23 protein-coding genes and 2 pseudogenes are annotated in these 25879 nt (G+C 39.2%); 4 read left to right on the top strand and 21 right to left on the bottom strand.

Going from position 1 to position 25879, the window contains the following annotated elements; genetic code table 11:
- Positions 1-46: 46 nt before the first annotated feature.
- Positions 47-6778 carry a DUF5057 domain-containing protein gene (locus ACTNDS_RS10460; protein ID WP_441035565.1) on the bottom strand — a complete coding sequence of 2244 codons (6732 nt, stop codon included), beginning with the start codon at positions 6776-6778 and terminating at the stop codon, positions 47-49.
- A gap of 30 nt (positions 6779-6808) precedes the next feature.
- A complete protein-coding gene (locus ACTNDS_RS10455; RefSeq protein ID WP_441035563.1) occupies positions 6809-7960 on the bottom strand; it encodes an AI-2E family transporter in 1152 nt (383 codons plus the stop codon).
- Between the two features lie 244 nt (positions 7961-8204).
- Here ACTNDS_RS10455 and ACTNDS_RS10450 point away from each other — a divergent pair, with 244 nt between their 5' ends.
- Positions 8205-8711: a hypothetical protein gene (locus ACTNDS_RS10450; protein ID WP_441035561.1), complete on the top strand. Its 507-nt coding sequence runs from the start codon at positions 8205-8207 to the stop codon at positions 8709-8711.
- 29 nt (positions 8712-8740) lie between these two features.
- On the opposite strand, the gene ACTNDS_RS10445 is transcribed toward ACTNDS_RS10450, so the two are convergent.
- From ACTNDS_RS10445 to ACTNDS_RS10415, 7 genes and pseudogenes are all read right to left on the bottom strand, one after another.
- Positions 8741-10165, bottom strand: a complete 1425-nt coding sequence (locus tag ACTNDS_RS10445; protein ID WP_441035559.1) for a GGDEF domain-containing protein — start codon at positions 10163-10165, stop codon at positions 8741-8743.
- Between the two features lie 154 nt (positions 10166-10319).
- On the bottom strand, positions 10320-11375 hold the full coding sequence (locus ACTNDS_RS10440) for a hypothetical protein (RefSeq protein ID WP_441035557.1): 1056 nt from the start codon (positions 11373-11375) through the stop codon (positions 10320-10322).
- 196 nt (positions 11376-11571) lie between these two features.
- A complete protein-coding gene (locus ACTNDS_RS10435) occupies positions 11572-12585 on the bottom strand; it encodes a hypothetical protein (RefSeq protein ID WP_441035555.1) in 1014 nt (337 codons plus the stop codon).
- A 299-nt stretch (positions 12586-12884) separates the two neighbouring features.
- Complete coding sequence (locus ACTNDS_RS10430; RefSeq protein WP_441035553.1) at positions 12885-13007, bottom strand: hypothetical protein; 123 nt, start codon at positions 13005-13007, stop codon at positions 12885-12887.
- A gap of 63 nt (positions 13008-13070) precedes the next feature.
- On the bottom strand, positions 13071-13451 hold the full coding sequence (locus ACTNDS_RS10425) for a type II toxin-antitoxin system death-on-curing family toxin (RefSeq protein ID WP_441035551.1): 381 nt from the start codon (positions 13449-13451) through the stop codon (positions 13071-13073).
- Positions 13448-13690, bottom strand: a complete 243-nt coding sequence (locus ACTNDS_RS10420; RefSeq protein ID WP_441035549.1) for a type II toxin-antitoxin system Phd/YefM family antitoxin — start codon at positions 13688-13690, stop codon at positions 13448-13450. The genes ACTNDS_RS10425 and ACTNDS_RS10420 overlap by 4 nt, the downstream gene beginning before the upstream one ends.
- A gap of 181 nt (positions 13691-13871) precedes the next feature.
- A pseudogene (locus ACTNDS_RS10415) lies at positions 13872-14292 on the bottom strand (MATE family efflux transporter); the annotation flags it as partial.
- 416 nt (positions 14293-14708) lie between these two features.
- Here ACTNDS_RS10415 and ACTNDS_RS10410 point away from each other — a divergent pair.
- Positions 14709-16379 (top strand): flavodoxin family protein, encoded by a 1671-nt coding sequence (locus ACTNDS_RS10410; protein WP_441035547.1) that lies wholly within the window; start codon positions 14709-14711, stop codon positions 16377-16379.
- A 116-nt stretch (positions 16380-16495) separates the two neighbouring features.
- On the opposite strand, the gene ACTNDS_RS10405 is transcribed toward ACTNDS_RS10410, so the two are convergent.
- The 8 genes and pseudogenes from ACTNDS_RS10405 to ACTNDS_RS10370 form a co-directional block, all read right to left on the bottom strand.
- Positions 16496-16954: a hypothetical protein gene (locus tag ACTNDS_RS10405; RefSeq protein WP_441035545.1), complete on the bottom strand. Its 459-nt coding sequence runs from the start codon at positions 16952-16954 to the stop codon at positions 16496-16498.
- Positions 16955-17091: 137 nt separating this feature from the next.
- Positions 17092-17313, bottom strand: a complete 222-nt coding sequence (locus ACTNDS_RS10400) for a hypothetical protein (RefSeq protein ID WP_441035543.1) — start codon at positions 17311-17313, stop codon at positions 17092-17094.
- A 272-nt stretch (positions 17314-17585) separates the two neighbouring features.
- Complete coding sequence (fucO, locus tag ACTNDS_RS10395) at positions 17586-18731, bottom strand: lactaldehyde reductase (protein ID WP_441035541.1); 1146 nt, start codon at positions 18729-18731, stop codon at positions 17586-17588.
- A gap of 205 nt (positions 18732-18936) precedes the next feature.
- Positions 18937-19515, bottom strand: a complete 579-nt coding sequence (locus ACTNDS_RS10390) for a TetR/AcrR family transcriptional regulator (protein WP_441035539.1) — start codon at positions 19513-19515, stop codon at positions 18937-18939.
- Positions 19516-19612: 97 nt separating this feature from the next.
- A complete protein-coding gene (locus ACTNDS_RS10385) occupies positions 19613-20011 on the bottom strand; it encodes an HI0074 family nucleotidyltransferase substrate-binding subunit (RefSeq protein ID WP_441035537.1) in 399 nt (132 codons plus the stop codon).
- Positions 19998-20324 carry a nucleotidyltransferase family protein gene (locus tag ACTNDS_RS10380; protein WP_441035661.1) on the bottom strand — a complete coding sequence of 109 codons (327 nt, stop codon included), beginning with the start codon at positions 20322-20324 and terminating at the stop codon, positions 19998-20000. Before ACTNDS_RS10380 ends, ACTNDS_RS10385 begins: the two co-directional genes overlap by 14 nt.
- Before the next feature lie 183 nt (positions 20325-20507).
- Positions 20508-20900, bottom strand: a pseudogene (locus tag ACTNDS_RS10375) (RNA-guided endonuclease InsQ/TnpB family protein); the annotation flags it as partial.
- A gap of 45 nt (positions 20901-20945) precedes the next feature.
- On the bottom strand, positions 20946-21404 hold the full coding sequence (locus tag ACTNDS_RS10370; protein WP_441035535.1) for a hypothetical protein: 459 nt from the start codon (positions 21402-21404) through the stop codon (positions 20946-20948).
- A 763-nt stretch (positions 21405-22167) separates the two neighbouring features.
- Between ACTNDS_RS10370 and ACTNDS_RS10365 the strand changes: the two genes are divergently transcribed.
- Entirely contained in the window at positions 22168-22833 is a 666-nt protein-coding gene (locus tag ACTNDS_RS10365) for an energy-coupled thiamine transporter ThiT (protein WP_186994288.1), read from the top strand.
- Between the two features lie 316 nt (positions 22834-23149).
- Here ACTNDS_RS10365 and ACTNDS_RS10360 read toward each other — a convergent pair whose 3' ends face one another.
- The 4 genes from ACTNDS_RS10360 to ACTNDS_RS10345 form a co-directional block, all read right to left on the bottom strand.
- Positions 23150-23416, bottom strand: a complete 267-nt coding sequence (locus ACTNDS_RS10360; RefSeq protein WP_441035533.1) for a Txe/YoeB family addiction module toxin — start codon at positions 23414-23416, stop codon at positions 23150-23152.
- On the bottom strand, positions 23409-23681 hold the full coding sequence (locus tag ACTNDS_RS10355) for a type II toxin-antitoxin system RelB/DinJ family antitoxin (protein WP_441035531.1): 273 nt from the start codon (positions 23679-23681) through the stop codon (positions 23409-23411). The genes ACTNDS_RS10360 and ACTNDS_RS10355 overlap by 8 nt, the downstream gene beginning before the upstream one ends.
- 566 nt (positions 23682-24247) lie before the next feature.
- A complete protein-coding gene (locus tag ACTNDS_RS10350) occupies positions 24248-24673 on the bottom strand; it encodes a hypothetical protein (RefSeq protein ID WP_441035529.1) in 426 nt (141 codons plus the stop codon).
- Between the two features lie 137 nt (positions 24674-24810).
- On the bottom strand, positions 24811-25032 hold the full coding sequence (locus ACTNDS_RS10345) for a hypothetical protein (protein WP_303242499.1): 222 nt from the start codon (positions 25030-25032) through the stop codon (positions 24811-24813).
- 480 nt (positions 25033-25512) lie between these two features.
- Here ACTNDS_RS10345 and ACTNDS_RS10340 point away from each other — a divergent pair.
- The coding region (locus ACTNDS_RS10340) for a transposase (protein ID WP_441035527.1) at positions 25513-25879 on the top strand (367 nt) is incomplete at its 3' end.

The following is a 25879-nucleotide window of genomic DNA, read 5'->3' as shown; positions in this document are numbered from 1 at the left end:
CGTAAAGTTTACAATTTTATTATATAAACTTTACAGCCATTTTTTATCAATCCAGATCAAAGAGTTGGCGTTGTTTTAGGTTGATAGAAGCAATCGAAGTATTTGTCTTCACCTCACCATACAATGTAACCTTGCTGGTCACTTCTACAAATAACTTACAATTCTGCGTATATCCATTTCCAGAAGAAGATTTTAAGAAGTTCTCCATATTCGTAAGCTTTATCTTATATGCATTATTAGATGTTCTTCCCAGGTGAAATCCATCATTTGAACAATGTATATTACTTTTCCCATCCCCATATGGAGTCATTCCACCTGCTTCGTTTATATTAGAGTTTACAGGAGATTTATTATTCTCAGATTCTCCAATATAGAAGTTAACTATCATATCTTCTTTTTTTTGATCTTCTTCACTTAAACTGGCACTGACCATATTATAATCCTTTATATTAATGTAGAAATCCATATTATTATCCACTACATTTACATTACCAGTTGTCCATTCTGCCTGGTCTGTAGCATAATATCTGGTTTTCTCTGTCTGTGCTGAAGGATTTAATTCTTTTACAAAATCAACATAGGGATTTACAGCTGTAACATTTGCCGCCGCAACAATACTATTAACAAATAAATATATTTCATCTTTATCCGTATTTTCTTTTAAACTGCTATGACCAGTTCCAGTATAGATAACATTTCCATTACTGTAATAATAGTAACAATTTCTTGCATCATTGGGAGATGCAGAATAAACATCTCCATTGTTTCCAGACAGACAATACCACACAACAATATCTGTTTTCCCGTCACTGTTTCCATTAATATCTATATCTTTTTCCAGTGCCAGCTGATAATACTGACCATGTGTCTCGGCAATAGTTATACTATCAGACACCGTTCCATCTTGTTTTGCTCCAATCCGATAGGGATATTGAGTAATTGCTCCATCATTTAGTTTTGTTGCCGTAGTGGTTTTTGCCTCTCCGCCCTGATTTTTTTTTCTAAGCAATGCATTGGTAAAAGCCTGCGTCTGTGCATAACTGGATGCTCTATTTTCATCTCCATTTATATATGCAATATCACCTGCATTTTTCAATAATGTACGAAAATCAATGACAGAAGACTTCAATTCCCCTCCTCGTTTCAGCAATGTTGATATTGATAAATTATCCGAAATTGTTTTATCTGTCAGAGTAATTCCATAACGGTCCATGCCTACAATCGAACGCAAAACATTGTTTAGCGAAATTCCCCATGAGGGATTATAGCGCCAGTTAGGTACATAATTCCCTGCACCATTCTGAGCACTCAAAAATGGATCATAGAAAACTGAATAAAAATCATTTGGATTTTCTGTAGTTTTTGCAATTTTAGGATCAACATCCGAAACTCTTGTACCGACAGGACTATTCTGTCCTTTTACTGTTCCATACGAATAACTGAGATAAGAAGTTGTGTCATGTGAAAAAATTACGCTTCGTCCTGATTTAATATATTCACGTATTGCATCAACCTGTCCCTTATCATTCGAAATATCAGGATATACATCATCAAACCCAATAATAAGAATCTGATAATTTTTTAGATAATTAAGATAGTCTTCCTTTGTATTACATCCATTTTTTCGAACATATTGGCTTACTGTATCACTTTTAATTTCAATTTCAAAATCCTGTATTTGACTAAGAGCTTCGTTTAATACTCCTTTAATCTCTTTTGCATCCTGCTTTATAATCTTTTTTGCATCCTGCTCTAAATTCCATTTACCCCCGTTATCCGGCATTATCTGTAGTACTTTTATTTCCTGTTTCTTCGTTCCATTCGGAAGATCCTGTTTGGAATACCCTGTCTCAGATGTATGGATATACGTGTTATCGTTATTTGTAATTACCAGTTTCCACGTGATCAGCTTATAATAATCTGCCGGGATTTTTCTTGTTACTGTATACTGTTCTCCAATTTTTAACTGATATCTGAGATCATCTGTTCCGTAGGCAACTTGTGAAAGTACTTTTCCTTTTGAATCAGTAATCGACATATACTTGTCCTGCACTTCCTTTTCAGACAGGTTGCCATCAAAATTCAAGTCAAAATACAGTTTACAATCATATGTACTTGTAGCAGGCGCTGAATCCGAATCATTCTCAATTGTGAAAGTATATTCTAATTTCTGATTCTGTATAGCACCCTGACCACTTTGCACAGTTTCATTAAGTCTCGTTGGTTCTGGCGGTCTTCCACCATTCTCAGCAAATTTGATAACCGGTTTTGCCAAATCAACATAAAAGGAATTGAGTTTGCCTTCTTGAGCCGCTTCGGAACGCGTAATTACATTTGGATAATCCAATGCTTTTTCTATAAATTCATAATAATAGGAAGAAGCATCTACTTTGTTCTCATTAACCTTACCTTGATCATTTACAAGTGCATTACCCAGCACAACAGGATAACCACTTTTTACAAAGTTAACTAATTCTTCACATTCCTGTCTGGTCATATCGTTTCCCGAACCGCGCAAATATCCTGCGCCATTCTCACGATAAGTAGAAACGGGTGCAAAACGTTTTTTATAATTGGTATCTCCCGGCCAGCTCTGATCATATTCATTATCAAGCTGTCCAAGAAGCTTAGATAATTTACTGTTATTTTCATTCTCACTTAATCCACTTTCAATCGAGACTATATCTCCAACATGAGAATATAATTTACCATTCGGTCCGGTAAGAAGTGTATTTCCATGAGCATTATCAGGATTTCCATTCTTTCCATCACCGATATAAATCAAATCATATTCTGACGCAATGTCATCAATATGACCAACAAACTCCGCAGCTGTCATAGTATCTACGGTAACTTTTCTTGAATCTTTTTTATTAGAGTCCTCAGCTTCGATCACCTCAAACTCAGCACATGAAGCATACTTCTTATCTTGTGTTGCAACAAATGTAAGTCTGATTTTTTTCACACCTGGTACTGGTTTGTTGAAATTAATTACTCGAAGATTTTTATTGCTCACATCACCAGCAGAACCAGTGATTGTAATTTGGGTGCCACTCTCATTTGTCAGACAAGCTGAATACTCTACTAAAGTCCCATTGGTATTACCATCTTGTCTGCTCTGATATTTAAACCCGGTAATATCTGTTGCAGTTTTTAATGAAAACTCTATCCAATGTTTACTTTCCCCCTCAGTTTCTGCATGTTGCATTTTCTCTTGTATAGAGGAATTATCTGTAACCGTATCACGAAAATGACATTTTCCAAAATCACTATTGCCAGATTTATATGCGCTGTGCCATTTCGTGTTTTTATCATTATCCTTTGCTTTCTTTGGTTCTTCACCGTTATGCCAACAACACGCAGTAACATTTTCAATCAGATTTCCATCTAACCAATCCAAAACCTTAGATTGATCAATCTGGGCACTACAAGCAAAAGGCTCTATTTCCAATACCTTTATATTTGTTTTAGTATTTATTTTTCTTTTATATTTATAGTTAATAATATACTCAATGGCACGAGCCTGCGAAATATCTTCACTAAGAAGCTTCTCGGTATTTTCCTCTTCCAGATTCTCATTCAAATCATTATTTTCTGTTTCGCCAATACCTCGGTATTTATTTTCAAGCTTAATATAATTTGAAATCTCCTCAAATCCTTCTAACGGATTACTGCCATCTGTGATACCACCATCCGTCAAATTAAGCTTCTGGTGAAAAGAAGTATTTATTAAATTCTCCGATTGTCCATTTAAGGTGTTCTTAAAGAAATATACGCAGGTATTTACATAGTGTCCATCAGTATCATTGGTTTTTTCTACATTTATCACTGCCTGTTTTAAATTCGATCTTTCACCAGGCTTTACCAATTTACCAGCATTGATTATACAAGGGATACTTTTGTCGATTTTTGCACTGTTATATATTTTCTGAAATCCAACCGTATTGATATTTCCGTTCACATAGATAAGTCCATATTCCGCTAATGGGCTGAGTGTTTCTGCTGTGTCTGTATCTCCGGCTGAAAATACAGTCTGTTCCTCTGCTGTATCAGTAAATTCTTCTTCATCGGATCCATCAGATGATATCTGAGCATTATCTTCCTCAAGCAAACTGGTATCTGTTGCTGCCGGGGCTGTTGCATTTTGTTCTTCTGTGTCTGATCCATCCTGAAAATCTGCAGTAACTGAATTGTCAGACTCAGATTCGACATCTGAATTGTTACTATCACTGATTTCTTTCTCAATAGACACCAGTTCCACACCCGCTTCACTGACCATTGGCTCTACTTCTGAAGTATCTCCTTCATTCTGAGCTGCTGTCTGATCTTCTGTCGGGGCTTCGTTTGTGTCTTGAGTGCCGGTATTCTGACTATCAGAGGTGTTGTCTGTCTGCACATCATCTGACTGGATATCATCGGTCTGAGAGTTGCCTGCCTGTGTATCATCTGAGATTACACTATCATCTGCTGATGAAAGATCGGAATCAGTGCTATCGCCATCATTAGTTGTTTCCGTAACTTCACTGTCACCGAATGTCGCGGATGCCGTTTTCTCAGCACTTCCATATTCCTCATTAAACTCATCTGCCGTTATGGTAGTTACCTCGATTTTAAAGGCATCAAACTGTTTCCGCTCATCACTTCCCGCTTCACCCGGTTCCAGATGGAACACATACTGTTTAAACCAGTCATGGTTTGTATATCCCCCCTGATAATACAGATGATCTACTTCTACGTTCTGTTCTGTGGCATTATCATCAGGTATAAAATCATAATTTCCCGTTCCCGGAGTTAATTCATATTCGGCATCGGAAATATAATGAGTTGGTGTTTCTCCGTCTTTAACAGGAATATACGGATTACTTTCATCAGCATAGGAAGGTGAATACCAGCCATAATATTTATAGGCATGGGGGCCTTCTACTGCCACAGTTTCATCCTTTTTACAGCAGAAATATACTCTATCTACCTTATAATAGTAATTATATCCCAAATTCTCCGGAAGCTGGCGGATATCACTGTATGCTACCGGCTGACGCTGGGTTACAATAGATATTGGGTATTTAACAGCATTGTTGACATTTTCATCTTGGTTCCATAACCAGAACCAGTACTGTCCATCCTGAATGGTGATATTACAGTATTGAGTTCCATTGTTTATTGAAATCGGATTCGCACTAAGCTGTTGCTCAAGATTAAAAGAAGGACCTTGATTTTCATCAACATTAATTGCCTTAGCTTTAATCGTATTCAGATCACTGATTAATTTGTATTGATAAAACGGGTACTGATCTATGGTAATACCATAATATACCAGAGGATCTTCTGATGTATTTGTTTTGTCTATCGTTGTATCAGAACCAGTGTTTTCACCTGATGATGGAGCATATGTAATCAAAGGTGTTTTTATACTATTTGCGCCATTATTGTCTGTCTGCTTTGTTGCTTCATTATCTGTGACAGTTTCCTCTTCCGGATTTGAAGTCTCATTACCGTTCTGATTATTACTATCAGTTGAATCTAAATCACTTTCTCCTGCATTTAATTCTCCAGAAGAAAATTCACCATCGGAAAATCCCGCGTCTGCTGCTCCTGAATCTATCTCAGGTTCACTCTCAGCAACATCCGGCTGGTTTTGTCCGGTTGTATTGTCTTCTACACTGCTTTGCTCTGTCCCATTTCCTTCATCTAAGAATGTAAATTCATCACTACCTGCCGAGAAAGCATTTGCAGCAGATGTATTATCCTGAATAAGAAGCTTTTTTCCATCTGGGCTGGCAGGATTTTCGCCTGGGAAGGTATAATTCTTGTTGAAAATATTATTTGCAATTTCAGTAGTCAGGTCACTGTAAACATTTTCATAATATCCATATCTGCCATTTTCATAATTATATTCCGAAAGAATTGTTTCCTTTCCCTGGCCTGAAGGTTCATTCAGTGCATTATTTACAGTAGTATTCTCTACTTCGGAAAATTCCAGAAAATAAGGTGCATTTGCCCCGTCACTGTCAGCATAGTAAAAATTCTGAATATTTTCTCTGTACTTGGCATTTAGATTATCTGCATCTCCTGTATCTGTGTCATTTGCCTTTTCACGAATCGGATAATACTGCTGTTCTTTCTTAGTATAATCACCGGTGCCGGCTGGATTTTCCTGATAGTTTCCCTTTATTGTATATGTATATGTTGTAGGTTCATTAGTGGCTGGATTTATAAATTGTTTGATTTCTTTCCATGCGTTTGAATCCTTTTCTTCCTGGGTAAGGAAATATTTCTCCTGATAGGTACTATAGGAAAGAGGATAATCTTTCGATTCTCCTGCACTTGAACCATCTTGATAACACACATCTTGAATCTGCCTGATTCCGGTACTGTTATTTGTATCTATATTGCCATCTTTATCTAATTTCACATTCATGGCAAATTCTTTGCGAAGTTCCTGTTTGGGAAGCTTGGACAATCCCTCTTCCAGTGATTGAAAGTGCATAGTCTTTTCCTGATCATCACTGTCCGTATATTTATATTCATACAATTTCACATAGGGTTCCTGTCCTGACACATAGTAGCCGATCTCCGCCTCATTTGTATTGTCCACAATCTCCAGGATCTTAAATGGCTTTTCCTCAGAGGTATCCTTTACAATCTGCTCGATTCCGGGCATCATGGCATAGGAAGCCTGGACGGAGACACTTGTCTGCAGCAATGCACCTGCTCCCAGGACTCCGGCCAGGGACAGGGCGATGCCGGAGGCAATTAATTTTTTATGCCTGATCTTCATCTGTATATTCTCCACTTCTTGATGTAAACGTTATAAGGTTACCATATGCTTCTTGTCCAGGCGGGCATACACCCACTCCCTGAAAAGGGTATAGATCACGGACACTGTCGGGATAAAGATCAGCATACCCACAAGTCCCATCAGGCTGCCGCCCAGGGTAACAGCCACCAGCACCCATATGGACGGAAGTCCCACAGAGCCTCCCACCACATGAGGATAGATCAGATTTCCCTCAATCTGCTGAAGGATCAGGAAAAGTCCCAGGAACAGCACCGCCTGCATGGGGCTTACCATAAGGATCAGAAAAAAGGAAATCCAGCATCCGATAATTCCTCCAAACAATGGGATCAGGGCTGTGAAACCGATCAGCACTCCCACCAGCATGGCATAAGGGAACCGGAGAATGGACATAGAAACAAAAAACATGCTTCCCAGGATCACAGCCTCAATACACTGTCCTGTAATAAAGCTGGAGAAAATCCGATTGGACAGATTCCATACATGTGCCAGGTAGCGCACAGGCTTTTCCGGTAAAAGAGCATACAGGGCCTTTTTCACCTGACAAAGGAGCTTTTCCTTGGAAAGAAGTACATAGCAGGCAAACACAAAGCCAATGGATATATTCATAGCTGTGCTCAGCAGTCCTATAGTAATGGATACTGTAGAGGAAACAAAATTATCGACACCGCTTTTCAGTACTCCAAGCATAGAATTAATAATCTTTCCCGGCTCAATGTCCAGAGACTGGGTCCACTTTATGATCTCCGGATTATTTTCAAATGTAGTATCGATCCACTTCTGGATCACCGGTATATTTTCCTCTATCTTTTTGGCAACACTCACCAGAGTTGCACCCAGCTCCGGCACTACCACCAGCATAACAATGATAAGCACACAGACCAGGAAACAGATGGAAAGCACCAGACTTACCGGTCTGGCAAGCTTCATGGCTGCCTTTTTCTGCTGCTTTACAGCCTTGCCAAAGAGATGCTTTTCAATAAATTTCATAGGCACATTCAGGATAAAGGCGATTCCGCATCCCAGAATAAACGGAAAGAGGAAGCCCAGAAGTACCTTAGCTGTGCCGATCACAATATCCAGATGCTGGACACCCAGATACAAAAGTATGGCAAAGGCAATGAGATAACGTATTTTTTTCATGTTTTCCTTGTCTAACTGCATTTTATGTTTTTCCCTTTCTATTACGCAATGATATGTTTTTCTTTCTTATGATTCATACCCTCTCTGAGTTCTCATACAGCCTCCCATAACTTCCTTATAAAAAAAGTACAGGAGCTTCTGTCTTTTAGAAAACTCCTGCTTAAAATGAATAATGAAAATAAAAGCATGACTTTTCCGAAAGAACAGATCTTGAATCTGTATAGAAAATAAAGGATTGGATTTGAAGAAATAAGAAAATATGCTTTTGCTTATATTAACACGGTTTGTCAGGCGTTACAAGGAATTTTTTCGGAAATATTGGTCAATCGGATATTCGGTTCTGGCAGTTCTCATCGGAATCCTGGCACCGGCTTATACGAAATATGTAGAGCGAAGCCGTGAGTCTGTGGATCTGACAAATGTTCGTGCAGCATATGATGAAATAGTGGCCGAAGTCACTCTGGAGGGAATAAGTACCACTACAATTGGTGAAGGTCAAAAAATCCCGGTTATAATCAGCACTAATGATGGAAAATTTTATATTTCCGAAACAATAACCACAAAAAGGACAACCAACTCAAACTATGTAGTAATTGCCCCAAGAGAACTACAGGGACGTAATTATGCTAAATATCTTTCTGACGATAAAAAATACGACTCTTTAGAAGCCGCCTACGATGCATACGAAAAAGTAATTACCGAAGACTATCCAAAATACAAAGACACACTCCCAAATAGCAACGCAACTACAAAAGCCACAGACCGGTTTTGACACCAGTCTGTGACTTTTTTGTTCTCTGCCTATCTTCTGTCTGCACCGCTTTCCGTATAGTAGCGTTCCTTACTCTGATACATTCTTGCATCTGCAGCTTTTGAAATTTCATATGCACTATCCCAGTTTCTCTCTGTGCTGAAAACCCATCCGTATGACACAGTCATTGAATCAACAAACTTTCCATGCCAGTTTGCCACATTGGAATCGAAGTTATGTATCAGCGCTTCCACCTGGCTTGGATTCTCTGTAATGATCACTGCAAATTCATCTCCACCGATTCTGTATACCTTTCCATACTCATGAAAGCTGTCTCTCATGCAATCTGCCGCTGCGCATATAAGCTCATCTCCTGCCATATGGCCATAAGAATCATTTGCCCGTTTTAATCCGTTCAGATCTACAGAAATGTATACCCATTCCTCACTAAGATTAAGCTTTTTCATATCATTTTCATATGCATGCCTGTTTAAACATCTGGTAAGCTCATCCGTATTTGAGGTGTATATCAGTTTTTCTTTTTCCAGTCTTTCTTTCATCACTTTGGAAAACATATAGGTTATACAGCAGGATGCCAGTACCAAATATGCGCCTACTATAAAAATAGCAATCATGCCGCCCTGCTGGTAAAACGAATCCTCTACAGTTACAATAACAATATAGTTATCATTCTGGCGCACCATGCATCTGCAGCGCTTTCCATCCATTCTGATCTGTATTACAGTCGCATCGTCATCACTGACATAATCCGATGATATCCCCACATCTTCCAGTTTTTTTCCTAATTTGCTACTGTCCGTAGCTCCTTCTATTATCTGTCTATCCCCATCTGCAACTATAATTTCAATGCCTTTATATACCGGCATTCCGGCAACTACATTGGAAATGTTATTCTGCTTTATTTCATTGAGAAGTCTCTTTGGCTCAATTCCCACCTGGATCATCTTGGTTCCGTCTTCATTCCAGGTGATGGCATACATCATTTTCATTCCCTCTGCAGTATTTGGAGTAACATCCTGGCACATGGTCAGCGATTTATTCTTAAGCATGGGCTTAAAATACTCCATCTGCGCACCGGAATCAAAATTATAGCCAAAATACCTGGGTGCAGAACCACTGTAAATAGTTCCCTGATCATCAAACAGATGTATCTCATCAACGGCCATTAATTTTGCTATTTTCTGCAGCTCATCCACATCATATTCTACCGCCGGATAGGCATCAATCATATATGACACTGCTTTAGCCCTTACAATATAATCGTCCTTTAACGATTCGATCAGCTCATTCCTGCTCTCATCATTTTTATCAAGCACAGTAATCACACGATCAAGAAGCACCTTTGAGGTTCTCTGGGCATTTCTGTCATTAACATATTTCAGAATACTCGCTTCAAGGAGTAAGGCAACCACAATTATCATAATAGATAAAATTATAATTTTTTTCTTCTTCATACTTCCCATTCCTTTGTCAGATATGTGGTTTTAGTGTAGCAAACGACAGATGGGATGTCAACCTGAGAAGATGAAGAAGCCACAAACTGGTGATTTCCAGTCTGTGGCCTGATTAGATTTATCAAACGGATATTCTCAAAATGCTTTAAGATCTTTAATAGTTTTCAAAGGCTTCTACGATTTTCTGCATATCGTCTGTGTTAAAGCGCTCATCACAGCTGACAGACATGATATGGGAATAAATATATTGGGCTCCCGGATAGTCTTCAACCTTTACAAAAGGTGGTACAGGCCAGTAAACCTTAGGCGGAATGTGCCTGTCTGCCAGATGCCTGATCAGGTTGTCCCGGTTTTCCACAAAGAAAGGGAAAAACATAGGACAGATATCATCTGAGAGATAAGGAAATACCGGTCGGATATCGGAGCGTTCCGGCAGGTGTTCCAGAAGGTAACGGTAATTTTCCTGGCGTTTACGGATCGCATCCCGGAATGGATAATGAAGAATCGTTTTAAGGGAAGCTTCATCCCCTTCCTGGATATCGAAAATTTCACGAAGCATAAATTCCGCTTTCCAGAAAACATCATTGCCTTCTTTATTATAGTCCTCATTTCCGGTATGCTCGTAGGTCTCTCGGGATTGAAGAGCCTGATCTCTAAGGGAAAACTGTTCTTTATTGATTGGAATAGGCTTTACGCCAAAGGTGCCCTTTCGCTTGATGGCAAGACCACCGGAGGCAACACCCATCCATTTTCGGAGACTGACGGCAATATAGTCAGCATCCGGACAGGCCGGCAGCGGAGAAAATGCTGTATGGGTGGTATCCACTATTACAGAAACGCCACTGGCTTTACATTTTTTGATAAAATCCTCATTATAGGTAGGATAGCCATAGTATCCACAGACAAGGAGAACACTGATCTGAGGAATCATCTCTTCCTCAAATACAGGGGAAAGATTTTTGTCAAAATCATAATAATGAATTTCATATCCTGCTTTTACAAAGCAGCCCAGAACTGTTTCGCAGTCATAGGAAGGCAGATATGCCACACGCTTTTGATCTGTTAACATCAGATCCCTCAGACAGTAATAAATGGCACAACGGCCGGACATTAGATGAGCGGTGTCCCCGGGATCAGGGCAGGTATGCTCCACATAGTTGTTTGGCTCAGAGCCAACAGGTTGATAGGGGAAAAAACCTCCAATTTCCATAGTAAAAACCTCCTTTAATTAAATTTATATATTATACTTAATATTTCGAAATATTTAACAAAAATGAAAGTAATGACTTTACAAAACCATTATAACATGAATATTATAAAATATAAAGTAAAGTATCTACTTTACTTAAAGATATTTTTACTGAGGAACAAAAAAAGGCTGCCTATTCAGACAGCCCCTTTGGGGATTATGAAACCCAGCCGGTAGCTTTTACAATATAATCATAGATCTTGCGGTAAGTAGCCGTATTATAGTGTTGTCCGTCAGCAGCATAATAGCCTACTTTCTGTAAATGGCTAAAGCAGTCCAGATAATTATCCGGGAAATTATTTCTCAGCGCATCATTAAAGGGACGGATCGTAGCATTACTTACGTTGTAAGCACCCACACCGATTACCGGATTGATGGACATAAGATAAATATTTGCCCTGGGATGGCTGGCAATAAAGGAACGATAATATGTCAGATAGTTTGCCTGCTGATACAGATAATCGTTCAGTCCGAAGCCAAATACAACCGTTGATTCCGGGTAAGAGGCCAGATAAGATTCCAGCATTGGTCCGGCAGTGGATCTGAGCCAGTTGTATCCCATGGATACTTTTCCGATATAAATAGCATTTCCGATTCTGCAGTCACGCATAGAAGCTACACGACAGTCCCCCAGGATGATCAGGCGGGATTTCGAAGTCTGTTTTACCTTGGTGACAGAGCCGTCAGCAGATACATAGCGGCTTCCAATCCATTTCTTCTTACTCATAGCTCCGGTTTTCTTTCCGAAGTAGTAACGTTTTCCATTAATCATCTGCCAGCCGTGCAATAGCTGTCCACTGGTTTTGGAAAGGTAGTAGGTTTTACCTTTGACCTTCTGTAAGCCTGTGAGAAGCTGACCTTCTTTTCCCTTCACTTCGGAAAGATAATATCTTTCGCCTTTGTAGTCTTTCCAGCCTGTTTCTACATAGCCATGGGCGTCAAAGCTGTAGCATTTGCCTTTTACTTTTAACCAGCGGGATTTTGGATGGCGGCCGTCAGTATAGACATATTTGCGTCCTTGGGTATCCCTCTTCCAGGTTCCTTCTTTTGCCTGTTTTACAGAGGTCAGCAGATTGGTGGCAGCAGATACTGTCACACTGGCAGACATGATGAAAAGGCACAGGAGTAAAAGTGCGAACAGACCTTTTTTTCTGAATTTTTTCTTTTTCATTAGTTTGTCCTCCTTTTGATACAAGCAAGTTACCGCCCACTGCTTATTGCTTTTCACAATGGAAGTGAGGACTTACTTGATTCGCTTAAATATAAATATACTTTATCACGAACAAAAGGTCACAGCAACCCAAATAAAAAAGCAAAAGTGATTCATTCCGCAGCGCTCATCTTTGTTATTATTCTAACAATGTAAATTTAAAAAGAAAGTTACACTTTCGCTCAAATGTAACTTTCTCACTAAGTTTGTGCAATAAATACGAAAATAATCAGATAAAATTGTGCACTAATCTGTTATGTTTATGACAATATTTCCAGTTTTTCAAACAACTGAGAGAGTTTCCCAGGCATCCCCTCAACTAAAATTTTTGCCAGTCCCTCCGGTGCACATTCCAACTCTCCCAGCACCCATTTTATAGTCATATAAATAGAACTCTGGCAGTACATTTCCAGAATACAATGTATGGTCTCATCCGGAATATTTCATCATTCTTTCTGATGTAAGATAATCCATTGTAAAATATCATCCACATTCTTCTTACCTGCTGCCAATTCTAAAATAATATCAACCAATTCTTCCTGAATATAAATTAGCTCATATCCATTCAGCATCAAAAATACAAGCATTACATGCGCACCTAATCTCTTGTTTCCGTCAATCATTGCATGATTTTTCACTAATCCAAAGCATAATTGTGCCGCCTTAGCCTGAATACTTGGATAAAGTTCTTCTCCTCCAAATGACTGAAAAGGATTCAGCAATGCAGAATCCAGCATTCCTTCATCTCTAATTCCATCACTTCCACCAGTCACAGATATTAGCTGTCTATGCATCATTAGTACTTGTTCTTTGCTGAGAATTATCATTTAGCCAGCTCCTTATATGCTTCCATATTCTGTTTTATTAATCGTTCCGAAATTGTTGCCACATCTTCTACATCTGCTATTTTCTGTGCTTCTGCTTTACTAAAATCAATTACAAGATATCTGGGAACATTGTTCTTTAGGATTACTGCTGTTCCATGTTTATCAACAACTCTTGTGACCTTTGAAAAATTCTGGTTAGCTTCTGTAATTGATACCATTGTATTTGTATCTATTGTCATAATCTACACCTCTTTCTAAACATTATATGATTTTATCTAAAGCTTCTATCTATAGAATACTCTTATTCTAGCTAGAATACAACCTATTTTATTAAAATTTTCCGTCTGTCCTGTTGACGATCTGTTTCATTATACTGTTCAAAACGGCCCTCAATTTCTACCAGCATATTGGCATATTCTCTCAATTCATCACGAAGCTGTTCTTTATCCCGACACCTACTGCTACTGCTGTTATATATTCACAGATCCAGAACGCATTCCACACAGCACCTGCCCCGGCAAAATAGCACAGCAGATAAGCTACCGGAAGAATCACGATAATATATCTTAACAGTGAAATCACCAGGGACTGAGTACCTTTGCCCAGTCCTTCTAATGCACCTGAAGCTGTAACAGAGATGGCAGATGGGATGAATCCAATACTGATAACCTGCAATGCAGCAGTGCCAAGTCTTATAGTTTCCGGGTTCTCAGTAAACATTCCCATCAATGTCTCTGATGCTGTAAAGCAGATATAAAAAAGTCTGAAGCTTATAATAGATTCCCAGAACCACTACATAGCTTCCGGAGAAAACAGCCAATATCTGATTCAGGAAAGAAATTTTATTTCCTGCTGTCAAGGCTTTTATCCATTTTACTGTAAAAAGCCACAGGCTGGGTGGGTTCCAGTCTGTGACCCCAATGTGCACGACCCCAATGTGCAAACCGTGCTATTTTCCAGCAATATAAATATGTATTATTATACCACTTACTCATCATACAGTACAATAATAATATTTGTTACTGTTCACAGCAACACGCTTCGTGATGCACAGACTTCATGCTAATCGCATAAAGTCGCGCGGTATGTCTCGGGTTTTCTGTGACCTTCGTTCGCAAAAAACACCTCGCGGGATATTACCAGTGAACAGTAACTAATATTTTTTCTTTATTTCATACCCCCTCTGGTTTTGTTGACAATCCACATATGAAAGGGTACACTTTCATTATCAGGAATAAAGGAATGGAGGGCATAGAGATGAAGATACTTCTGATCAACGGAAGCCCAAAAGGCAAAAGAAGTAATTCATTAAAGCTTGCATACAGCTTTATTAAGGGATTAGAAAACGGATGTACGAGTAATAAAGAAGAGTTATCTGTTGATGAACTGCATATAGCTTCAATGAATATAGGTGCGTGTAAGGGATGCTTTGCATGCTGGCAGAAAACACCCGGGAGATGCTGTATAAATGATGATATGCAAACAGTCATTAAAAAACTGATTCGTGCTGATCTAATTTTATGGTCTTTTCCACTGTACTATTTTAATGTTCCCGGTATGTTAAAGAATTTGATCGATCGTCAGCTTCCTATGAGTCTTCCTTTTATGAGTTCAAGGCAGGACGGATACGGAAGCGGCAGTCATGATGCCAGATATGATATGGAAGGCAAGAGACATGTATTAATCTCTACCTGTGGATTTTATTCTGCCGACGAAAATTATGACAGTGTATTGCGGATGTTTGACCATTTCCTTGGCAAGGGAAATTATACGACCATTTTTTGCGGTCAGGGAGAATTGTTTCGTGTAAAGGAATTGTCAGTGAGAACAAATGAATATCTTGCTGCAGTAAAATGTGCAGGCACTGAATATGCAATGGCAGGAGCAATATCGAAAGAAACAGATGCTGTGCTCCATACACTTTTATATCCCAGGGATGTATTTGAAAAAATGGCAGATGCCAGCTGGGGTATTAACAAAACGACCGGCGAGAAAGAACCTGAGGATCTTGTATTTACCCGGCAAATGGCTGCCCTTTACAATAAAGATGCCTATGACGGAAAAGAACGCGTACTTGAGATACATTTTACCGATTTGGATCATACGTATCAGATTCGACTTAACCAGACTGGAAGCCAAATTTTTACAGATGGAAGCCTTTCTCCAACTACTCGCATCGATACACCTTTTTCTGTATGGTCAGCTATTTCTCGTGGAGAAATTGGTGGCGCAGAAGCATTGGGAAAACAGATGTATACGGTATCCGGCGATTTCTCCTTAATGATCAATTGGGATAAATTCTTTGGAAACACATCTGCGGTTAAAAATCCTGAGAAAAAATCCCCAAACATGATTGAGAAGAAAAATCCTTCTATGATGACAATGCTTATACCATGGATTGCCTTTTGGACTGCTGTTTCTATCACTCCTAAAGTGGGGGCTTTGATAGCTCTTGTCGTAGTGGCAGCCATACCGTTTATTATGAGAAATCATGAATTTGAGATCTGGGATCAACTCTCTATGATAGCCGTTGCTGTACTTTCCGCAGCAGCAAATGTAACCGGGAATGGAGATATTCCTACAAATATAGGATATCTTGTGTTTGGATTGTTCTGGCTGCTTTCATGCCTGACAAAAGAACCTTTATGCGCTGCCTATGTAAAATACAATTATGGTGGTGAAAGTGCACATCAAAACCCTCTCTTCATGAAGACAAATTATATTCTTGCAGCGGCATGGGGATTGTTATATGTACTGACAGCAGTCTGGACCTTTCTGCTTAGAGGAGCCGGGTTTGGAAATCTGCTTATCATTGTAAACAATTTAATTCCAATCTTGATGGGATTTTTTACAATATGGTTCGAAAAATGGTATCCCGCAAAGATGGCAAGAGGCAAGAGAAAAGAAGAAAACTCTTATATAACATAATCGCTGTTGCAGTCAATCAGAAAGATGATTCAGTTTGACTATATATAATGAAAGTACAATCTAACAGAAAGTCACAGGCTGGGTAGGCTCCAGTCTATGACTTTATTAGAGAAATTTTATTTAGTCTCAGTCGGTTTACATTGCAGAAGCGCTTCCAGTTCAGCAACTCTTTTAAGTGCTTCTGCCGTCTCTTTCTGGGCTTTTATTTTTTCTTCTTCAGCAATCATCCTTGCTTTTTCAGCTTCGTCCCTTACATTTTCAGCTTCATCCCTTGCTTTTTCAGCAGAATCTGCTCTCTGGCGTTCTCTTTCTGTATTTTTGCGTTCAGCTGCCTGACCTTTTTCATACATGATTGTATCTCTCTCAAATCCCTTCATATAGCTTAACGACACCTCCCCGTCCCGCTTCACGATATCCACCATTTTCTGGATATCCTTCAGTGTATCATTTACGGCATTTGTCTGGGTTGTATTCTCCATATACTTTAAAAACTGCCGGAGCTCTTCGGATATGTCATCACCCTTTGTACCCTTAGTATACAATACGGTTGTCTGAGCACCATCATCGTATGGCATTTCCGGTTCTTCCACACACATATTTCGTATTGTATATTTCACTCTGTCGTAACCAAAAGGATCGTAATTACAAATAAAGATTACGTATACTCTCTTTAACTTTCCAAAATCCTCTCCTGATTTCAGACTGCGGCTGTCTATGATGGCATGATAAAAGCGGATCCTCTGCGGAAATGCGTATTCAATCCCCCATAGGATTTCTGTGCGATCACTTTCAGATTTTGAAAGTCCCTGTTAAACAATAGTTTCAGGATCTTTCGTGTAAACTTCTCTCCCATTTCAGGATATGTCATCATGGCATTGAAGAGAAAATCATCCAGCAGGTTTAACTCTTCCAGTTTTTTTCTTTCATTCTGCATCTGCATGCTCCTTTCCCTATGATGGAGGAAACAGCATCGTTTCTACAGAATTTATATGTGCCGTTGTACTGTTTCCACCATATTTATTTCAGTTTCATATGTGGAATCAGATTGACCGAACAGCCTTAGAACTTTCCCAGATATGTGATTTTAGTGTAGCAAATGATGGCCGGCGTGTCAACCACGGAATGAAGAAAGCCACAGGCTGGGTGGGTTCCAGTCTGTGGCCTTAATAGCTGCTTTTTGCTTTTTTATTTTGCAAAAGTGATTCATTACATAATCTTGCGGAACAGATCTTTCAGATCTTCTACGCTTGCATCTTTTGGATTTCCTGGTGCGCATGCATCTGCGTGTGCGGATTCTGCCAGGAACTGAAGATCTTCTTCTTTGATTGCTTCCAGTTTAGTCGGGATTCCTACATCAACAGAAAGCTTCTTAACAGCCTCGATTGCTGCTTTTCTGTACTCATCCTGAGACATTTCATCTACACCTTTGACACCCATTGCTCTGGCGATCTCACGATATTTCTCCCCTGTGCATTCCTGATTGTATTCCATAACGATCGGAAGCATCATTGCGCAGGCAACACCGTGTGGTGTGTCATAAACAGCACCAAGTGTATGAGCCATGGAATGAGCGATTCCAAGACCTACGTTAGAGAATCCCATACCTGCAATGTACTGGCCAAGAGCCATTCCTTCACGGCCTTCTTTTGTGTTTTCAACAGCACCGCGGAGAGATTTGGAAATCAGCTCAATTGCCTTTAAATGGAACATATCTGTCATTTCCCATGCAGCTTTTGTTGTATATCCTTCGATTGCATGAGTCAGGGCATCCATACCTGTGGAAGCTGTCAGTCCTTTTGGCATGGAGGACATCATTTCAGAATCAATGATTGCAATGATCGGCATATCATGTGGGTCAACACATACGAATTTACGTTTTCTTTCTACATCAGTGATAACGTAGTTGATGGTTACCTCTGCTGCTGTACCTGCTGTTGTGGGAACTGCAATGATCGGTACGCAAGGTTTCTTGGTAGGAGCTGTTCCTTCCAGACTTCTTACATCTTCAAATTCAGGATTTGCAATGATGATACCGATTGCTTTGGAGGTATCCATGGAAGAACCACCGCCGATTGCGATTAGATAATCTGCACCTGAATCCTTGAATGCCTGAACACCGTGCTGTACGTTCTCGATTGTCGGGTTCGGTTTAATATCTGAATACAGTTCATATGCAAGTCCGTTTTTCTCAAGAATATCTGTAACTTTGCTTGTTACATGGAATTTTACAAGGTCAGGGTCAGAGCAAACGAAAGCTTTCTTAAAGCCATGTGCTTTTGCTTCGTTTGCGATTTCCTCGATTGCTCCTGCTCCGTGATAAGATGTCTGATTTAAGTTAATTCTGTTTGCCATAATGTTTTCCATTCCTTTCAGTATTTTACATTGTTCGGTTAAAATTCTTTACAGATAAGTTTCCGCAACGCTCATCTTTGTTATTATTCTAACAATGTAAATTTAAAAAAGAAAGTTACACTTTCGCTCAAATGTAACTTTCTCACTAACTTTGTGCAATAAATACGAAAATAATCAGGTAAAATTGTGCACTAATCTGTTATGTTTATGACAATATCTCCAGTTCTTCAAACAGCTGAGAGAGTTTCCCAGGCATTCCATCAACTAAAATTTTCGCCAGTCCCTCCGGTTCACATTTCAACTCTCCCTGCACCCATTTTACAGTCATATAAATAGAACTCTGGCAGTACATTTCCAGAATACAATGTATGGTCTCATCCGGAATTTTTCCTGTTTTCTCATGGATGAGATTTTCATAGAAAGCCAGGATCAGTTCAAAATCATGCTGGCGCAGACTGTTCTGGCTGTCATAATTAAAGGCTGCTGCAAAGAAAATATGCTCTTCTTGAATATAGGTAAACTTCTTTACCAGTGCATCATAAACTGTTTTTCCCATTCCCATATGCTCAAAGGATTTTGCCAGGAGTTTATCAAAATACCAGTTAATCAGGTCAAATTTATCCATGAAATTTCGGTAAAAAGTCTGCCTGGTAAGGCCACAGTTTTCTGTAATCTGTTTTACCGTAATGTTGTCTACGGTTGTTGTCTTCATACACTCTTTCATCGACTGCGCAAGACGATATTTTGTTTTTTCCCCTTTAACATTTTCTGCTGTCAGTTCCATAGATTTTCCTTTCACAGGTAATTTTACTTTCCTGTATTATAACAGACATTCCGAAAAAAAGCCACAGGCTGGGTGGGTTCCAGTCTGTGACCTTATGTTATTGGATCTCAGCAATTTTACATCGCAGAATCTCTTCCAGTTTCATAAATGCCGGAATAAAGCTGTCGCGTATAAGGAGTATCATTTCATCAACCTGAGTTTCATTGTAAATGTGTACAGAAGTATTGCGCTTTTTTAACATAAGAAGCCATACTGCTGAATCATTTACAAAACCACACTGATATCCCACCTGCAATATTTCTCTGGGTGAACCTGTCTCCGCCCCCTGAACGCCATGCAATCTCAAAACCTCCTGCAGGGCTTTCCATGCTAACTCAAAAGTCAGGTTAAACTGCCCAATCACGCCTGTTCTGTAAATATCGTTAGAATCCGCCAGCACAAAATCTGCGTTCTTCAGTATGGACAGACAATTTGAAAAATTATCAAGCTTTTTCATAAATCACCACACCATCCTTCACAATTTCTTCCCTTAACTCTTCCGAAATATCTCCATCTGCCTCAACAATATCAAATCTCAGCAATGAATGTACATTTTCTTTGATATCCCAATAAAAAGAATCAAAATCCCCACCATATACTGCTATATCTATATCGCTTCTCTCTCTCTGCGTTCCTCTGGACCGGGAACCAAAGAGAATCACTTTTTGGATAGAATGTTTTTTTGCAAACATAGTAATTTCACGAAAAACCCTCTCTGGAAGATTGCAATCTTCACATCTTGCACAAATCTTTTCTTCAGATAATTCCATCATCACAACTCCTCTCCGTTACTAAAAACTTATAAAAAGTTATAAACTTCTATATTCCATTCCTACTTCAACGAGTATGCTTTTGATGATATAAATATCAATCTACTCACAAGTTCTTGTACTCTCCATAGGCGTAAATTCCGGACTAACGTATCCGTACATATTTGCATTAACGTTTCAGTGTCAGCTTGCAAATTGTTCTCCATAAGTCTTGAGATTTATAGATGCCTGGAAGTCTCTGTCAATCATATTCCCACACTCACATCTATAAACTCTGTCAGATAACTTCAAAGCTTTTTTGATATTTCCACAACAGCTGCAAAGCTTTGATGATGGATAAAACCGATCAGCCACAATAAGCTGAATCCCTTTATCGCTGCATTTGTATTCGAGCTGTTTTCTAAACCAAAAAAATCCCTGTTCCTGGACTGCTTTGGATAAATGTCTGTTTTTCATCATTCCGCTGACATTCAGATCTTCAATACATATAAATCTTGGTTTTCGATTTATGATCTCAGATATGGTCTGATTCAAATAGTTTTTACGGATATTTGTTAATCTGTGATTTCGTTTTAATCCCGACAGGGGGTGCGACCCCAATGTGGTCCTTTTGGAGAAATTCTATTTAGTCTCAGTCGGTTTACATTGCAGAAGTTTCTCCAGTTCAGCTACTCTTTTAAGTGCTTCTGTGGTTTCTTTTTGTGCTTTCATTTTTTCTTTTTCGGCTTCATCCCTTGCTTTTTCAGCAGAATCCGCTCTCTGACGTTCTCTTTCTGTATTTTTTCGTTCAGCTGCCTGACCTTTTTCATACATGATCGTATCTCTCTCAAATCCCTTCATATAACTCAATGACACCTCCCCGTCCCGCTTCACGATATCCACCATTTTCTGGATATCTTTCAGTGTATCATTTACTGCGTTTGTCTGGGTTGTGTTCTCCATATAGTTTAGGAACTGCCGGAGTTCTTCGGATATGTCATCACCTTTTGTTCCCTTAGTATACAGTACGGTTGTCTGTGCACCATCATCATATGGCATTTCCGGTTCTTCTACGCACATATTTCGTATTGTATATTTCACTCTGTCGTAACCAAAAGGATCGTAATTACAGATAAAGATTACGTATACTCTCTTTAACTTTCCAAAATCCTCTCCTGATTTCAGACTGCGGCTGTCTATGATGGCATGATAAAAGCGGATCCTCTGCGGAAATCCGTATTCAATCCCCCATAGGATTTCTGTGCAATCACTTTCAGATTTCGAAACTCCTTGTTAAACAGAAGTTTCAGAATCTTTCGTGTAAACTTCTCTCCCATTTCAGGATATGTCATCATGGCATTAAAGAGAAAATCATCCAGCAGGTTTAACTCTTCCAGTTTTTTCTTTCATTCTGCATTTGCATGCTCCTTTCCTTATGATGGAGGAAACAGCATCGTTTCTACAGAATTTATATGTGCCGTTGTACTGTTTCCACCATATTTATTTCAGTTTCATATGTGGAATCAGATTGACCGAACGGCCTTAGAACTTTCCCAGATATGTAATTTCAGTGTAGCAAATGGCAGATGGGATGTCAACCTTAGAATATGAAAAAGCCACAGGCTGGGTGAACCAGTCTGTGACTCAGTTAGATTTTTACACTTTCTTTAGAAAACTTTTAAAACAAATTTCGTTTCTTTATTTTCCCGACAGAGGGTGCGACCCCGCCAGGGTCCCGGTTCCCCGTGCTGAGATGAGAACAGGAACAATTGACGAAAAATGAAAAAATCTTTATAATAAATTAGTATCTGAACAACAGATAAAATCAATTACACAAACTTAATAAAAAGAGGGAGGTCATTTTATGTTTGGTTTTATGGTAACTGCTGATGGCGGACTTACAACTGCCGGATATGTAATTACAATTATTGCCGGAATCATTTTGTTTTTCCTGGCGATTTATTTTGCAGGGAAGAATTCAGACAAGAAAAAGCTTACCACAAGACAACTGGTATTCTGTGCCGTAGCTATTGCACTTGCTTTTATTACGTCTTATCTGAAAATCTTCAAACTGCCGTGGGGAGGAAGTGTCACTCTTTGCAGTATGCTTTTTATTGTTCTGATCGCAAACTGGTATGGAGTCGGAACAGGTATTATGGCTGGGTTTGCTTACGGAATCCTGCAGTTTATTCAGGAGCCTTATATACTTTCATTTTTTCAGGTATGCTGTGATTACATACTTGCATTTGCAGCACTTGGACTGGCAGGATTATTTGCAAAACAGAGTCATGGACTTCTGAAAGGATACATAATAGCTGTAATTGCCAGAGGAGCTTTTCATTCTCTGGGCGGTTATCTTTATTGGATGAGCTATATGCCGGACAATTTCCCGAAATCGTTGACAGCCGTATATCCGATCTTATACAATTACAGCTATCTGCTGGCAGAGGGCATTATCACGGTGATCATCATTTCAATACCTGCAGTGTCGAAGGCACTGACACAGATAAAGCGGACCGCATTGCAGTAGATTGTTTTGCCTGGCAACGAGGATGTATTGTTGCCTGAATCCGGCATTAGATCATCCGGACACTTTCCCAACGGGAGGCGCCCCTGATCGGTCTTTTACTGCAAAAAAGCCACAGGCTGGGTGGTGCCAGTCTGTGACTTAGTTGGATTTTATACTTTCTTTAGAAAACTTTCAAAACAAATTTCGTTTCTTTATTTTCCCGACAGAGGATGCGACCCCGCCAGGCTTCCCCTGTATTGGAATGTAATATTCTCTCGACAAGGGGTGCAACCCCGACTGGCCGTCTTAGCAAGCCTCTTCACAGCTGGTGCAGCCCTTATTTATCACTGTAATGCCCTTTACATTGGATTACAATAATTGTTTCATCTGTTATTTCGTAAACTAAACGGTCTTTAAGGTTAATTCGTCTACTCCATTTTCCATTTAAATCACCACGAAGTTTTTCTGGTTCACCTTTTCCTGAGAATGGTGTTCGTTGTATTTCTTTTAACAATTCATTAATCTTCTTTAGTGTTTTTTTATCTTGAAGTTGCCAGTAAAGATAATCTTCCCAAGCATCTTCTGAAAATGAAATATTACTCACCTGCCATTGCCTCCAACTCTTCCATTGTTTTTGTTACGATTTTCCCTTCCTTTATCTGCTGTACAGATTTGTGAAGCTGTGTCATATTCTGTTCGGAATAAAATGGATCTGCCGGAGCTTCAATGTCAAATGGTATTCTACGATCTCTCAGAGCTTTTTTAGTATAAATCATGTAGAAAGTAGAAATATTCATTCCCATTGCTTCACACATCTCATCAAGCTCTTTTTTCATTTGATCGTCCATACGTAAACTAATGGTGGTCATGATATCACTCCTTTTCTATTCTATTTTTAATATATTTTACTGCAAATAAAATATATTTGCAATCATATAATATAAAATATATTCAAAAAGTCTCCCCATATTCACAGTATTGGGGGCTTTAGTATAACAAGCTGTCAAACCTCCAGCAGAAAGGAGGTGGATTCCATGGAAGAAATTCTCACCACATTTCTTGTCTCTGTTATAGCAGGCGTAGTTAGCTACTACATATGCAAATGGCTGGACAGCAGACGATAGACAGCAACAGTCTAAACGGAATAGCTCACCGCAACGAGCAAGAAAGCCCTCAGAGCTGGCACTCTGAGGGCTTTTGCTTTGCTTCACGGAATCTCACCACATTCCTTAGCTACTGTTAGTATATGCGCAATGTGCCAAAAAGTCAACTCAAAAATAATGGGTGTATTATAACCAGAAAAAACGTTCCAGTCTGTGACTCAGTTAGATTTTTATACTTTCTTTAGAAAACTTTTAAAACAAATTTCGTTTCTTTATTTTCCCGACAGGGGGTGCGACCCCGCCAGGGCATTCCCAGTCCCTCTTCTCTCATTTCATTTTGTCCGTTCTAACTCTTTTTCTAATTCTTCAACCCGTTTTAATGCCTCTGCTGCTTCTTTTTGTGCTTTCGCTTTTTCTTCCTCAGCACTAATCCGCGCATTCTCAGCTTCATCTCTTGCTTTTTCAGCAGAATCTGCTCTTTGTCGTTCCCTTTCTGTATTTTGACGTTCAGCTTCTTGACCTTTTTCGTACATCATAGTATCTCTCTCAAAACCTTTCATATAACTCAGTGACACCTCCCCGTCTCTTTTTACGATATCCACCATTTTTTGGATATCTTTTAGTGTATCGTTTACTGCATTTGTCTGGGTTGTGTTCTCCATGTAGTTTAGGAATTGTCGAAGTTCTTCGGAAATATTATCGTCTTTTGTTCCTTTGGTGTACAAGATAGTTGTCTGAGCACCATCATCGTATGGCATTTCCGGTTCTTCTACACACATGTTTCGTATTGTGTATTTCACTCTATCGTAACCAAAAGGATCGTAATTACAGATAAAAATCACGTATACTCTCTTTAACTTTCCAAAATCCTCTCCTGATTTCAGACTGCGGCTGTCTATGATGGCATGATAAAAGCGGATCCTCTGCGGAAATCCGTATTCAATCCCCCATAGGATTTCTGTGCAATCACTTTCAGATTTCGAAATTCCTTATTAAACAAAAGTTTCAGGATCTTTCGTGTAAACTTCTCTCCCATTTCAGGATATGTCATCATGGCATTGAAGAGAAAATCATCCAGCAGGTTCAACTCTTCCAGTTTTTTTCTTTCATTCTGCATCTGCATGCTCCTTTCCTTATGATGGAGGAAACAGCATCGTTTCTACAGAATTTATATGTGCGGTTGTACTGTTTCCACCATATTTATTTCAGTTTCATATGTGGAATCAGATTGACCGAACGGCCTTAGAACTTTCCCAGATATGTAATTTCAGTGTAGCAAATGATGACTGGCATGTCAACCAGAGAATGTAGGAAGCCACAGGCTGAGTGGGTCCAGTCTGTGGCTCAGTTAGATTTTTATACTTTCTTTAGAAAACTTTTAAAACAAATTTCGTTTCTTTATTTTCCCGACAGGGGAGACTGTCCGAAAACTCGGATAATCTAATCTGATGAGAAAAAGATTGATATGCTCTTGTGAGCGTTCAATATAAATTAAAATTGCACATTGAAAACTGAATAAAGTACACAGAAATCGTGCATCTATGTTTCAGATATAGTATAATGAAACCAGAGAAAAATTGTTCTGAGGTGAATTGAGATGCCATATGTTTCAGGTTTTGACCGTGACCAGCTGATGTGCTGTTCATGGGACGCATTTGTAGATAAAGAAAGTATTGCAAGGATAATTGATGCGTTTGTGAACCATCTTGATATAGGGAAATACGGTGTAAAACCTGTGGCAGCAGAAGGCCGTCCATCTTACGATCCTAAGAGCCTTTATAAGATATATATTTACGGAAGCAGGAAAGGTATCCGTTCTTCACGGAAACTGGCTGAAAGCTGTAAAGTAAATCTTGAAGTGAAATGGATGATCGGCGGTGTAGAACCGGATTTTCGCACCATTGCAGATTTCAGGAAAAACAACATAGACAGCCTGAAAGAGATTTTTTATGAATTCAACCGCC

The sequence above is a fragment of the Blautia sp. HCP3S3_C12 genome (assembly GCF_052064155.1).
Classification (GTDB): domain Bacteria; phylum Bacillota; class Clostridia; order Lachnospirales; family Lachnospiraceae; genus Blautia_A.
This window is presented reverse-complemented; position numbering and strand designations above follow the sequence as displayed.

Excerpts from the sequence above, each read along its gene's own strand:
- ACTNDS_RS10425 (WP_441035551.1), bottom strand. The coding sequence starts at position 13,451 with ATGATAATTCTCAGCAAAGAACAAGTACTAATGATGCATAGACAGCTA.
- ACTNDS_RS10430 (WP_441035553.1), bottom strand. The coding sequence starts at position 13,007 with ATGACTATAAAATGGGTGCTGGGAGAGTTGGAATGTGCACCGGAGGGA.
- ACTNDS_RS10400 (WP_441035543.1), bottom strand. The coding sequence starts at position 17,313 with ATGCAGAATGAAAGAAAAAAACTGGAAGAGTTAAACCTGCTGGATGAT.
- ACTNDS_RS10345 (WP_303242499.1), bottom strand. The coding sequence starts at position 25,032 with ATGCAGAATGAAAGAAAAAAACTGGAAGAGTTGAACCTGCTGGATGAT.
- ACTNDS_RS10350 (WP_441035529.1), bottom strand. The coding sequence starts at position 24,673 with ATGCCATACGATGATGGTGCTCAGACAACTATCTTGTACACCAAAGGA.
- ACTNDS_RS10440 (WP_441035557.1), bottom strand. The coding sequence starts at position 11,375 with ATGGAAATTGGAGGTTTTTTCCCCTATCAACCTGTTGGCTCTGAGCCA.
- ACTNDS_RS10365 (WP_186994288.1), top strand. The coding sequence starts at position 22,168 with ATGTTTGGTTTTATGGTAACTGCTGATGGCGGACTTACAACTGCCGGA.
- ACTNDS_RS10455 (WP_441035563.1), bottom strand. The coding sequence starts at position 7,960 with ATGCAGTTAGACAAGGAAAACATGAAAAAAATACGTTATCTCATTGCC.
- ACTNDS_RS10435 (WP_441035555.1), bottom strand. The coding sequence starts at position 12,585 with ATGAAAAAGAAAAAATTCAGAAAAAAAGGTCTGTTCGCACTTTTACTC.
- ACTNDS_RS10410 (WP_441035547.1), top strand. The coding sequence starts at position 14,709 with ATGAAGATACTTCTGATCAACGGAAGCCCAAAAGGCAAAAGAAGTAAT.
- ACTNDS_RS10460 (WP_441035565.1), bottom strand. The coding sequence starts at position 6,778 with ATGAAGATCAGGCATAAAAAATTAATTGCCTCCGGCATCGCCCTGTCC.
- ACTNDS_RS10420 (WP_441035549.1), bottom strand. The coding sequence starts at position 13,690 with ATGACAATAGATACAAATACAATGGTATCAATTACAGAAGCTAACCAG.
- ACTNDS_RS10355 (WP_441035531.1), bottom strand. The coding sequence starts at position 23,681 with ATGACCACCATTAGTTTACGTATGGACGATCAAATGAAAAAAGAGCTT.
- ACTNDS_RS10445 (WP_441035559.1), bottom strand. The coding sequence starts at position 10,165 with ATGAAGAAGAAAAAAATTATAATTTTATCTATTATGATAATTGTGGTT.
- ACTNDS_RS10385 (WP_441035537.1), bottom strand. The coding sequence starts at position 20,011 with ATGAAAAAGCTTGATAATTTTTCAAATTGTCTGTCCATACTGAAGAAC.
- ACTNDS_RS10380 (WP_441035661.1), bottom strand. The coding sequence starts at position 20,324 with ATGGAATTATCTGAAGAAAAGATTTGTGCAAGATGTGAAGATTGCAAT.
- ACTNDS_RS10405 (WP_441035545.1), bottom strand. The coding sequence starts at position 16,954 with ATGCCATACGATGATGGTGCTCAGACAACCGTATTGTATACTAAGGGT.
- fucO (WP_441035541.1), bottom strand. The coding sequence starts at position 18,731 with ATGGCAAACAGAATTAACTTAAATCAGACATCTTATCACGGAGCAGGA.
- ACTNDS_RS10390 (WP_441035539.1), bottom strand. The coding sequence starts at position 19,515 with ATGGAACTGACAGCAGAAAATGTTAAAGGGGAAAAAACAAAATATCGT.